The 12227-nt window shown below is 61.6% G+C and carries 10 protein-coding genes; 9 read left to right on the top strand and 1 reads right to left on the bottom strand.

The genetic code is table 11. The features are described 5' to 3' along the window. Positions 1-7: 7 nt before the first annotated feature. The 8 genes from bamA (at position 8) to P3T24_RS07320 (ending at position 8321) form a co-directional block, all read left to right on the top strand. Positions 8-2311, top strand: coding sequence for an outer membrane protein assembly factor BamA (gene bamA / locus P3T24_RS07355; RefSeq protein WP_074264286.1), 2304 nt, complete (start codon positions 8-10; stop codon positions 2309-2311). 46 nt (positions 2312-2357) lie between these two features. Further along, on the top strand, positions 2358-2924 hold the full coding sequence (locus tag P3T24_RS07350) for an OmpH family outer membrane protein (protein ID WP_174567509.1): 567 nt from the start codon (positions 2358-2360) through the stop codon (positions 2922-2924). 44 nt (positions 2925-2968) lie between these two features. Beyond that, positions 2969-4081, top strand: coding sequence for a UDP-3-O-(3-hydroxymyristoyl)glucosamine N-acyltransferase (gene lpxD, locus P3T24_RS07345; RefSeq protein WP_074264288.1), 1113 nt, complete (start codon positions 2969-2971; stop codon positions 4079-4081). A 193-nt stretch (positions 4082-4274) separates the two neighbouring features. After that, positions 4275-4742 carry a 3-hydroxyacyl-ACP dehydratase FabZ gene (gene fabZ / locus P3T24_RS07340; protein WP_074264289.1) on the top strand — a complete coding sequence of 156 codons (468 nt, stop codon included), beginning with the start codon at positions 4275-4277 and terminating at the stop codon, positions 4740-4742. Positions 4743-4882: 140 nt separating this feature from the next. After that, positions 4883-5671: an acyl-ACP--UDP-N-acetylglucosamine O-acyltransferase gene (gene lpxA / locus P3T24_RS07335; protein WP_074264290.1), complete on the top strand. Its 789-nt coding sequence runs from the start codon at positions 4883-4885 to the stop codon at positions 5669-5671. A 3-nt stretch (positions 5672-5674) separates the two neighbouring features. Next, positions 5675-6844 carry a lipid-A-disaccharide synthase gene (lpxB, locus tag P3T24_RS07330; protein ID WP_074264291.1) on the top strand — a complete coding sequence of 390 codons (1170 nt, stop codon included), beginning with the start codon at positions 5675-5677 and terminating at the stop codon, positions 6842-6844. Next, positions 6841-7539: a ribonuclease HII gene (rnhB, locus tag P3T24_RS07325; RefSeq protein ID WP_074264292.1), complete on the top strand. Its 699-nt coding sequence runs from the start codon at positions 6841-6843 to the stop codon at positions 7537-7539. Before lpxB ends, rnhB begins: the two co-directional genes overlap by 4 nt. Further along, entirely contained in the window at positions 7536-8321 is a 786-nt protein-coding gene (locus P3T24_RS07320) for a TrmH family RNA methyltransferase (protein ID WP_429287112.1), read from the top strand. Before rnhB ends, P3T24_RS07320 begins: the two co-directional genes overlap by 4 nt. Before the next feature lie 70 nt (positions 8322-8391). Here P3T24_RS07320 and ppsR read toward each other — a convergent pair whose 3' ends face one another. Beyond that, positions 8392-9207: a posphoenolpyruvate synthetase regulatory kinase/phosphorylase PpsR gene (gene ppsR / locus P3T24_RS07315; protein ID WP_074264294.1), complete on the bottom strand. Its 816-nt coding sequence runs from the start codon at positions 9205-9207 to the stop codon at positions 8392-8394. Positions 9208-9706: 499 nt separating this feature from the next. On the opposite strand from ppsR, the gene ppsA reads away from it, so the two are divergent. Continuing rightward, positions 9707-12112, top strand: a complete 2406-nt coding sequence (ppsA, locus tag P3T24_RS07310) for a phosphoenolpyruvate synthase (protein ID WP_074264295.1) — start codon at positions 9707-9709, stop codon at positions 12110-12112. The last annotated feature ends 115 nt before the right edge of the window (positions 12113-12227 follow it).

The raw sequence follows: 12227 nt of genomic DNA, 5'->3' as shown, positions 1-12227 counted from the left end.
AAGTACGTTGTCGAAACCTCGTCGCCTTGTACCTAAATCGGTCGCCGCTGCTGCTTTAGCCGCGCATGGGTTAGCTGCCCATGCTACGTCGCCGTTTGTGGTGCAAGACATCCGCATCGATGGGCTGCAGCGCATCGAGCCCGGCACGGTGTTCGCCTACCTGCCGATCCAGCGAGGGGATATTTTTTCTGACGACAAGGCCTCCGAAGCGATTCGCGCGCTGTATGCGACCGGCTTCTTCAATGACGTGAAGATCCTCACCGAGGGCGCGGTCGTGATCGTGCAGGTGACGGAGCGCCCGGCGATCGGCACAATCGACTTCTCCGGGCTGCGCGAATTCGACAAGGACAATCTGAGCAAGGCGCTTCGCTCGGTCGGGCTGTCGCAAGGCCGTTTTTACGACATGGCGCTCGCCCAAAAGGCCGAGCAGGAACTGAAGCGTCAATACCTTACGCACGGCTACTACGCGGCTGAAGTCAGGACGACGGTCACGCCGATCGACCAGGACCGCGTGGCACTGCTGTTCTCGGTGGACGAAGGTCCGAGCGCAAAGATTCGCCAGATCAACTTCATCGGCAACAAGGCGTTCACCGACAGCACGTTGTCCGATGAGATGCAGCAGGCCACGCCGAACTGGTTCTCGTGGTACACGAAGAACGACCTGTACTCGAAAGACACGCTGACCAGCGATCTCGAGAAGGTTCGCTCGTACTACCTGAATCGCGGCTACCTCGAGTTCTCGTTCGACTCGACGCAGGTCTCGCTGTCGCCGGACAGGAAAGACATGTATCTCACGCTCACCCTGCATGAGGGCGAGCCGTACACAATTTCCGGCATCCACCTGGCCGGTGATCTGCTGGACCGTGAAGCTGAACTCGAGTCGCTAGTCAAGATCAGGTCCGGCGAGGTTTTTTCGGCTGAGAAGCTGCAGGCCACCACCAAAGCGCTCATCGACAAGCTCGGCGAATATGGCTATGCCTTCGCCACGGTGAACGCCCAGCCGCTGATCGACCAGCAACGTCACACGGTCGATCTGACGCTGCAAGTCGACCCGAGCCGGCGCGTCTATGTGCGCCGCGTCAACATCGTCGGCAACGTTCGCACGCGCGACGAAGCGGTGCGTCGTGAAATGCGCCAGTTCGAGAGTTCGTGGTTCGATGCGAATCGCCTCGCGCTGTCGAAGGATCGATTGAACCGCCTCGGCTACTTCTCGGACGTGGACGTGACCACGGTGCCCGTCGAAGGCACGACGGACCAGGTGGACGTGAACGTCAAGGTCACAGAAAAGCCGACCGGCTCGATCACGCTCGGCGTCGGTTACGGCTCGGGCGAAGGCCCGATCCTCTCGGCGGGCGTTTCGCAGGACAACGTGTTTGGCTCCGGCACGAGCCTCGCGGTGAACATCAACACGGCGAAGACCTACCGCACGCTGACTGTCACTCAGGTCGATCCATATTTCACGGTGGACGGCATCAGGCGCATTAGCGACGTCTACTATCGCACGCAGCAGCCGTTGTACTACTGCGCGGATTCGAGCTTCAAGATCGTCACCTTGGGCGGTGACGTCAGGTTCGGCATCCCGTTCTCGGAAGTCGATACGGTCTATTTCGGCGCCGGTGTTGAGCAAAATACGCTCGATGTAGACGCTGCCACGCCGCAAACCTATATCGACTACGTGAACGAATTCGGCCGGGTGTCGAACAACGTGCCGATAACAGCGGGCTGGACACGCGATGCGCGCGACAGCGCACTGGTGCCGAGTCGTGGCTACTTTACTCAGGCGAATGCCGAACTCGGCACGCCGGCGGGCGGCACGCAGTATTACAAGGCCGACATCAGCGCGCAGTACTATTATTCGTTTGCGCGTGGTTTCGTCCTGGGTTTCAATCTCCAGGGCGGTTACGGCAGTGGCGTCGGCGGCAAGCCTTTTCCGATCTTCAAGAATTACTACGCGGGCGGTATCGGGACGGTGCGCGGCTATGAGCCGAGCTCTCTGGGACCGCGCGACGCAACGACAGGCGACCCGATCGGCGGCTCGAAGCTGCTGGTGGGTAACGTCGAATTGACGTTCCCCTTGCCGGGCACAGGCTATGATCGCACCCTGCGAGTGTTTACGTTTCTCGACGCAGGCAACGTCTGGGGCGATGAAGGCAACAGCGTGGGGGCGAACGGCTTGCGTTACGGTTACGGCGTCGGTCTTGCGTGGATCTCGCCGATCGGACCGCTCAAACTGAGTCTGGGTTTCCCGCTCACCAGACACAACGGCGACCAGTACCAGAAATTCCAGTTCCAGCTCGGAACGGCATTCTGATTGGATGGTCCGGGATAACCCGGACCTCTTTTACAGTATCGAGAGGATGACTTTGCGAACCGGTATGTTTTCGAAACGTGTGACGTGCGCCTTTGCGACGTGCGCGCTTGCGCTGTCAATGACTTTGAGCGCGGGTGTAGCGCACGGACAGGAAGCCAGGATTGCCGCCGTCAACTCGGATCGCATCCTGCGCGAGTCGGCTGCCGCGAAGGCGGCGCAGACCAAACTCGAGGCCGAATTCGCAAAACGCGACAAGGATCTGCAGGATATGGCGCAGAAGCTGAAGTCGATGTCGGATGCGCTGGACAAGAACGGCGCGTCGATGGCGCCGGCCGATCGCGCGGAAAAGCAGCGCGACCTGTCGCAACTGGACACCGATTTTCAGCGCAAGCAGCGTGAGTTCCGCGAAGACCTGAACCAGCGCCGCAATGAGGAACTGGCAGCCGTGCTCGACCGCGCCAACAAGGTGATCAAGCAGATCGCCGAGCAGCAGCACTACGACCTGATCGTGCAGGAAGCGGTGTATGTGAGCCCGCGCATCGACATTACCGACCAGGTCCTCAAGGCCCTGGCGGCGTCTGCGAATGGCGCGTCGGCCCCGGCCGGCAACTGAAGCGGTAACCGAACTGGCAACTGAAAAGCAGGAGCAGTACACGCATGGCATTTACGCTCGAGGACATCGTCCAGCAGTTCGGCGGTGAAGTAGTCGGAGATCGCTCGCACCGCGTGGGCAGCCTGGCCCCGTTGGACCAGGCAGGCCCGAATCAGCTGGCGTTCCTCGCCAATCCGAAATATCTGTCGCAGGTCGAGACTACCCGCGCGGGTGCGGTGCTGATCAACGCTGAAGATCTCGCCAAACTAGGCGGCGCGCCCGAAGCGGGCGCCGACGGCGCCCGCTTGCACGGCGCCCGCAATTTCATCGTCACGCCCAACCCCTACGCTTACTTCGCGCGAGTCGCGCAGACGTTCATCGACATGGCCGCACCGAAGCCCGTGCCGGGCGTGCATGCCAGCGCGACGATCGATCCGTCGGCGCGGATCGCTGCAAGCGCGGTGATCGGCCCGCACGTCACGGTGGAAGCCGGCGCGGTGATCGGTGAGCACGTGCGGCTGGACGCGAACGTGGCGATCGGCCGCGACACGCAGATCGGTGCCGGCTCGCACCTGTATCCGAATGTCAGCGTGTACTACGGCTGCAAGATCGGCGAGCGTGTCATCATTCACGCCGGTGCCGTGATCGGCTCCGACGGCTTCGGCTTTGCGCCGGACTTCGTCGGCGAAGGCGAATCCCGGACGGGCAGCTGGGTCAAGATTCCGCAGGTCGGCGCTGTATCGATTGGCCCCGATGTCGAAATCGGCGCCAATACGACGATCGACCGCGGCGCCATGGCCGATACCGTGATCGAAGAATCCGTGAAGATCGACAACCTGGTGCAGATCGGTCATAACTGCAGGATTGGCGCGTACACGGTCATTGCCGGCTGCGCGGGCATTGCCGGCAGCACCACGATTGGCCGTCATTGCATGATCGGTGGCGCGGTGGGTATCGCCGGACACGTTACACTGGCCGATCATGTGATCGTCACCGCCAAGTCGGGCGTGTCGAAATCGTTGCTGAAACCGGGCATGTACACGAGTGCATTCCCGGCCGTGAACCACGCCGACTGGAACAAGAGCGCAGCATTGTTGCGCAACCTCGATAAACTGCGTGACCGTATCAAGGCGCTGGAAGCGGCTGCGGCCGCCGACGCGCCAGGCAACAAGGCGTGAGCGCGGGCCGGGTCGGCCATCAGCAACGGCCCGGTTTCAAGCACGTCAAGCTGGTCAAGCAGGAAGCGTCGCGAAGGGTGACCGGGCAGGATGGGCTGCCGGGTCATAGAAAGCGGCGGCAGCACGCGTTACCAACCCACCTGAACCGTATCCGCAGTCATCATCGCGCAGTCAATGCGTGAGCAGAAACACCATGAGCACCGAAAAAATCAATCTCGACATTCATAAGATTCTCACGCTGCTGCCGCATCGTTATCCGATCCTGCTCGTTGACCGGGTGCTCGAACTCGAACCGCACAAGAGCATCAAAGCGCTGAAGAACGTGTCGATCAATGAACCGTACTTCATGGGTCACTTCCCGAGCCGTCCGGTCATGCCGGGTGTACTAATCCTCGAGGCGCTTGCGCAGACCGCGGCGCTTTTGACGTTCTCGGAAGAGCCGCACGATCCGGCCAACACGCTGTATCTGTTCGTCGGCATCGACAATGCGCGTTTCAAGCGCGTGGTGGAGCCCGGCGATCAGCTGATCCTGAACGCAACGTTTGAGCGGCATATGCGCGGCATCTGGAAGTTCAAGGCGCGCGCCGAGGTGGATGGCGCGGTTGCCGCGGAAGCCGACCTGATGTGCGCAGTACGTCATACGGATACGAACGGCCAGTAAGGCATGGCCGGTAACGCTGAACCGCTGACGCACGTGCATGCAACAGGCATCCGTGGGGGCGGCCAGCAATGGATAGCCGGTAGGGCGACTGACGCCCGCCTGGCCTCCGGATAACGCAACGGAATCAGAAGCGAGGGCGCATGAGCAGGATTCATCCCACTGCAATCATCGAGCCGGGCGCACAGCTCGACGAAACGGTTGAAATCGGGCCGTATGCCATTGTTGGCCCGAACGTCACGATTGGCGCGGGCACGACGATCGGCTCGCACAGTGTGATCGAAGGTCACACGACGATTGGCGAAGATAACCGCATTGGCCACTATGCATCGGTCGGTGGCCGGCCGCAGGACATGAAGTACAAGGACGAGCCGACCCGGCTCGTGATCGGCAATCGCAACACGATTCGCGAGTTCACGACGATCCACACGGGCACGATTCAGGACGCGGGCGTCACCACGCTCGGCGACGACAACTGGATCATGGCGTACGTGCATCTCGGGCACGACTGTCACGTGGGCAACAATGTCATCCTCGCGAGCAATGCGCAGATGGCCGGTCACGTGACGATCGGCGACCACGCGATCGTCGGCGGCATGTCGGGTGTGCACCAGTACGTGCGCATCGGCGCGCATTCGATGCTGGGCGGCGCGTCGGCGCTCGTGCAGGACATCCCGCCGTTCGTTATCGCGGCCGGCAACAAGGCCGAGCCGCATGGCATCAACGTCGAAGGTCTGCGCCGGCGCGGTTTTTCCGCGGATGCGATTTCGGCGCTGCGTGCCGCGTACCGCCTGCTGTACAAGAACAGCCTGTCGCTGGAAGAAGCGAAGGTGCAACTGCGCGATCTGGCCTCGGCCGGCGGCGATGGCGATGCGCCGGTGCAGGCGTTTCTCGACTTCGTGGTCGCGTCGCAACGCGGCATCATCCGCTAACCGATGGTCCTGCAACCGAGTCCGCTACGGCTTGCGATGGTCGCCGGAGAACCGTCCGGCGACCTGCTTGCTGCCTCCCTGCTGGAAGGTCTCGGCAGCCACTTGCCGGCCGATACGCAGTATTACGGCATTGGCGGCCCGCGTATGATCGCCGCGGGTTTCGACGCCCATTGGCCGATTGAAAAGCTGTCGGTGCGCGGCTATGTCGAAGTGCTGCGTCACATTCCCGAGATTCTAGGCATCCGCAACGAGCTGAAACGTCAGTTGCTGGCTGAGCCGCCAACTGTGTTTGTCGGCGTCGACGCGCCTGATTTCAACTTTGCCCTCGAGCACGCGCTGCGCGACGCCGGCATTCCGACCGTTCACTTCGTATGCCCGTCCATCTGGGCATGGCGCGGCGGCCGGATCAAGAAGATCGCCAAAGCCGTCGACCATATGCTGTGCGTGTTTCCGTTTGAAACCGCGCTGCTTGAAAAAGCCGGCGTGGCGGCCTCGTATGTCGGCCATCCGCTCGCGGACGAGATTCCGCTTGTACCCGACACGCTGGGCGCACGCCGCAAGCTGGGTCTGCCGGAAAGCGGCCCGGTGATCGCCGTGCTGCCAGGCAGCCGCCGCTCGGAAATCAATCTGATCGGCCCGACGTTTTTCGCTGCGATGGAGTTGATGCAGCACCGCGAGCCGGGCGTGCGCTTCGTGATGCCGGTGGCGACGCCGGCGTTGCGCGAATTGCTGCAGCCGCTCGTGGACGCCAGTCCGGGCCTCGCGCTGACGCTGGTGGAAGGGCAGGCGCAGGTGGCGATGACGGCGGCTGACGCGATCCTTGTCAAGAGCGGCACGGTGACGCTGGAAGCCGCGTTGCTGAAGAAACCGATGGTGATTTCCTACAAGGTGCCGTGGCTGACCGGTCAGATCATGCGGCGGCAAGGCTATTTGCCGTACGTCGGACTGCCGAATATTCTGGCTGGACGCTTCGTGGTGCCGGAAATCCTGCAGCACTTCGCGACGCCTGAGGCGCTCGCCGATGCCACCCTGAAACAGTTGCGCGACGAGGCCAACCGGCGCACGCTGACGGAAATTTTCACGGAAATGCATCACGTGCTGAAGCAGAACACTGCCCTGCGCGCCGCGGAAGTGGTGGCGAATGTGGTCGAAACGCGCAAGGGGCGTCGATGACATGCGAGCGCGCGCCCCGGCGCAAGTCCGCTGCGGTGGCAGCGCAGCCGGGTTTTGACTTCAACGCGGCGGACGAGATTGTCTGCGGCGTCGATGAAGCGGGGCGTGGGCCGTTGGCTGGGCCGGTGGTGGCCGCCGCGGTGATTTTCGATCCGTCGAAGCCGATGATCCGCGGGCTCGACGATTCGAAGGCGCTCACTGCCAAAAAGCGCGATGAACTGTATGACAAGATCGTCGACCGGGCGCTGGCTTTTTGTGTCGCTTCGGCGTCGGTCGAAGAGATCGATACGCTCAATATCCTGCATGCGACGATGCTGGCGATGAAGCGCGCCGTCGAGGGCCTCGCGGTTGCGCCGACGCTCGTGAAGATCGACGGCAACCGCTGTCCGGTGCTCAGTATTCGGAGCGAGGCGATTATTGGCGGCGACGCGCTGGTGAAGTCCATTTCCGCAGCGTCGATTCTCGCCAAAGTCACGCGCGACCGCATGCTGCTGGAGTTGCATCAGACGTTTCCCGTGTATGGCTTCGACGCGCATTCCGGTTACGGTACGCCACAGCATCTGGCGGCCTTGCGTGAGCACGGGCCATGCGAACATCACCGCCGCTCGTTCGCGCCGGTGCGCGAGGCGCATCTGCGCCTGGGCAACGTGTCGGTGAGCGTGCCGGGCGCTGAGTTGATTCTTCCCTGCCTGTGAAAGCCATCACCTCGCGGGACAATCCGCTCTACAAGCGCCTCAAGGCACTGGCCGGTTCGACGCACCAGCAGCGACGCAGCGGCCACGCGCTGCTCGAAGGGTTCCATCTCGCGAGCGCGTATCTGGACGTTGCTGGCCAACCTGAAACCTGTGTCGTCACCGAAGGCGCCTTGCTTCACGACGAGGCGCAGACCATCGTTTCGCGGATCGACGAGCACCGTATCGTGACGCTGCCGGACGCGTTGTTCGGCCAGCTATCGAATGTGGTCAACGGGGTGGGGATTCTGCTGCTGGTCGAGAAACTTGCGCCGCCGTTACCGGAACGGGTCGCGCAGACCTGTGTCGTGCTCGATGGTGTGCAGGACGCGGGCAATGTCGGTTCGATTCTGCGCAGCGCCGCCGCCGCAGGGATTCAGCAGGTGTTTTGCGCGCCGGGGACGGCCTACGCGTGGTCTTCGAAAGTGCTGCGCTCGGGGATGGGCGCGCACTTTCTGCTGGAGATTCACGAAGACGTCGAACCGCAGACGCTGATCGAACGCCTTGACGTACCGGTGGTGATTACAGACTCGCACGGCGCCGAAGCGATCTACGATTGCGACCTGTCCGGCCAGCTAGCCTGGGTGATGGGCAACGAAGGCGCGGGCGTGTCGCAGACGTGGCGCGACGCGGTCACGTTGCGCGTGACGATTCCGCAGCCAGGCGGAATGGAATCGTTGAATGTGGCGGCTGCCGCCGCCGTGTGCCTGTTCGAGCAGTGCCGCCAGCAGCGCTCGGCGCGCTGACTGACCTCATGCCTCGCTTGGGGCACGCTCACGGCGCGAGCCTGAAGCCGCAGCCCTGCCTGCGCCGTCCTCAATACCCCGGCCGGTCGAGCTTGATCTCCTGCAGGATCGTCGTCGCGATTTCTTCAATCGACTTGTGCGTCGACGACAGCCACTTGATCCCCTCACGCCGCATCATCGCTTCCGCTTCGTTGATCTCGTAACGGCAGTTTTCCGGCGCCGCGTACTTGCTGCCCGGACGGCGCTCGTTGCGGATCTCCGAGAGCCGCTGCGGATCGATCGACAGCCCGAACATCTTGTTGCGATGTTCGAGCAACGGCGTCGGCAGCTTGCCGCGTTCGAAGTCTTCCGGAATCAGCGGATAGTTGGCCGCCTTCACACCGTACTGCATCGCCAGATACAGGCTCGTCGGCGTCTTGCCGCTGCGCGACACGCCAACCAGGATCACATCGGCATCGGCCAGATTGCGGTTTGACTGACCGTCGTCATGGGCAAGCGAGAAATTGATCGCCTCGATGCGGTTCTTATACTCCTCGGTGTCCGCGTTCTGGTGGCCGCGGCCCATTGCGTGACTCGACTTCAGTTCCAGTTCCAGTTCGAGCGGTTCGACGAAGGTCTGGAACATGTCCAGCACCAGCGCGTTCGAGCCTTTGACAATTTTGTTCGACGAGCTGTCGACAAGCGTCGTGAAGACGATTGGCCGGCGGCCGTCCTGCTTGACCGCTTCGTTGATTTTTTCCAGCGTGGCGTAGGCTTTCTCGGTGGAATCGACAAAGGGAACCCGAACCAGGCGGAATTTCTGGTCGAACTGGGACAGGATCGAATGCGCGAAGGTTTCGGCAGTGATCCCGGTACCGTCGGAGACGATGAATACGGTAGGCGGCATCAGTGGGGCAGTAGGCAGGGAACGTGAGCGGGAAATTACGCTCGAATCTAACATCGCTGCGTCGGCGCCCAGTGTACGGTGGCTAACCGGAAACTACAGGGGCATCGGTGCGGCGCGCAGTTCAAGGCGCAATTCTCGTCCGACTGTCACATTTTGAGAGTCGGCACGGTAGAATAGCGGCAACCTGTTGGATAAGCAATTGCAGGCGAACCGCGGCTAACTCGCATTTATCGCCCGGTCAACGCCCCGCTTTTTGCTGATAACTTGCGGCGAATTTGAATAATTTCGTCAAACCGTTGGCTTCGTCGTGCTTTTGGTGCGCTTCGTGGTCCGGCTGCAAGGTTCTGCAAATCGTGTGCGCTATTAAGCGATTGTTTATCTAACAGGTTGTGCAAGACGCGAGATTGCCGGCTTATCAGGTACTCAGCGGTTCTTATGACCGCTTCGCGTCCAAGCCCACTTGCACAGTCGTGTATTTCTTCCACACTTAGGGGCTTGTATGACTAACGCAGTTAACGTCGCAAAGGATCAGGCGTATGTAGTTCCGTTCGAGCAGTTGCGGATGACCGATGTGGAGATTGTGGGCGGCAAGAACGCGTCCCTGGGCGAGATGATCAGTCAACTCGCCCAGGCAGGCGTTCGGGTGCCGACCGGCTTCGCCACCACGGCACTGGCATTCCGCGATTTCCTCCATCACAGCAACCTCACCGAGCGCATCGCCAAACGTCTGGAGACGCTGGACGTCGACGACGTGAAGGCGCTCGCCGAAGCGGGCAAGGAGATCCGTCAGTGGATCGTCGATGCACCGCTGCAGCCGAAGCTCGAGGCGGATATCCGCGCGGGTTTCGACACGCTCCAGAACAGCTCGCCTGACGAGCTTTCGTTCGCCGTCCGTTCGTCCGCTACGGCAGAAGATTTGCCGGACGCGTCGTTCGCGGGCCAGCAGGAAAGCTATCTCAACGTGGTCGGCGTCGAAGACGTGCTCGATCGCATGAAGCACGTGTTCGCGTCGCTGTATAACGACCGTGCCATCTCCTATCGCGTTCATAAGGGCTTCACTCACGCTGAAGTCGCGTTGTCGGCGGGCGTGCAGCGCATGGTGCGCTCGGACGTCGGCGCGGCCGGTGTGATGTTCACGCTCGATACGGAGTCCGGTTTCAAGGACGCCGTGTTCATCACCTCGAGCTACGGTCTCGGCGAAACCGTCGTGCAGGGCGCGGTGAATCCGGACGAGTTCTACGTCTTCAAGACCACGCTCGCACAGGGCAAATACCCCATCATCCGCCGCTCGATAGGCTCGAAGCTGATCAAGATGGAGTTCACCAAGCCGGGCGAACCAGGCCGCGTGAAGACCGTCGACGTCGCGCATGAGCAGCGAAACCGCTTTTCGATCACCGACGAAGACGTGATCGAACTGGCGAAGTACGCCGTGATCATCGAGAAGCACTACGAGCGTCCGATGGACATCGAGTGGGGCAAGGACGGCCGCGACGGCAAGATCTTCATCCTGCAGGCACGTCCGGAAACGGTGAAGAGCCAGGCAAGCGGCAAGGCCGAGCAACGCTTCAAGCTGAAGGGCCAGTCGCAGGTCATCGTCACGGGTCGCGCCATCGGTCAGAAGATCGGTGCGGGTCCGGTGCGCGTGATCCAGGATCCGTCGGAGATGGATCGTGTGCAGCCGGGCGACGTGCTGGTGGCTGACATGACCGACCCGAACTGGGAACCGGTGATGAAGCGCGCTTCGGCGATCGTCACGAATCGCGGCGGCCGTACCTGTCACGCGGCCATCATCGCGCGTGAACTGGGTGTGCCGGCGGTGGTGGGTTGTGGCGATGCAACCGATCTGCTGAAGGAAGGCGCGCTGGTCACCGTATCGTGCGCGGAGGGCGACGAAGGCAAGATTTACGACGGTCTGCTCGAAACGGAAGTCACCGAAGTCCAGCGCGGCGAACTGCCGCCGATTCCGGTGAAGATCATGATGAACGTCGGCAATCCGCAACTTGCCTTCGACTTCTCGCAACTGCCGAACGCGGGTGTGGGTCTGGCGCGGCTCGAGTTCATCATCAACAACAACATCGGTGTGCACCCGAAGGCGATTCTCGAGTACCCGAACGTCGATCAGGACCTGAAGAAGGCCGTCGAAAGCGTTGCACGCGGTCACGCATCGCCGCGCGCGTTCTACGTCGATAAGCTGACCGAAGGTATCGCGACGATCGCCGCTGCGTTCTATCCGAAGCCTGTCATTGTGCGTCTGTCGGACTTCAAGTCGAACGAGTACAAGAAGCTGATCGGCGGTTCGCGCTACGAGCCGGACGAAGAAAACCCGATGCTGGGTTTCCGCGGCGCCTCGCGTTATATCGCGGACGATTTCGCCGAAGCGTTCCAGATGGAATGTATCGCGCTGAAGAAGGTGCGCGAAGAGATGGGCCTCGACAACGTCGAGATCATGGTGCCGTTCGTGCGCACGCTGAAGCAGGCGGAGCGCGTGGTCGGTCTGCTCGACAAGTTCGGCCTGAAGCGTGGCGAGAAGGGTCTGCGCCTGATCATGATGTGCGAAGTGCCGTCGAACGCGATCCTCGCCGAAGAATTCCTGCAGTTCTTCGACGGTTTCTCGATCGGCTCGAACGATCTGACGCAGCTGACGCTCGGTCTCGACCGCGACTCGGGCATGGAGCTGCTGGCAGTCGATTTCGACGAACGCGATCCGGCGGTCAAGTTCATGCTCAAGCGCGCGATTGAAACGTGTCTGCGGTTGAACAAGTATGTCGGTATCTGCGGCCAGGGCCCGTCTGATCATCCGGATTTCGCACAGTGGCTGACCGATGAAGGCATTGCGTCGATCTCGCTGAACCCGGATACCATCATCGAGACGTGGCAGGCGTTGGCTAGGTCGTCGGCGAAATGAAGCGGCAAAAATAAGCAACACGCATAGCCGTTTGGTGCGGTTCGTCAAAGCGGACCGCACTGCCCGGTAAAGTGCACCAGCTTCGTGCTATAAACACCTCGGTAGATCCGGGGTG

Origin of the sequence: Paraburkholderia sp. GAS33, from assembly GCF_050436645.1 — a bacterium.
GTDB lineage: Bacteria > Pseudomonadota > Gammaproteobacteria > Burkholderiales > Burkholderiaceae > Paraburkholderia > Paraburkholderia phenazinium_B.
This window is presented reverse-complemented; position numbering and strand designations above follow the sequence as displayed.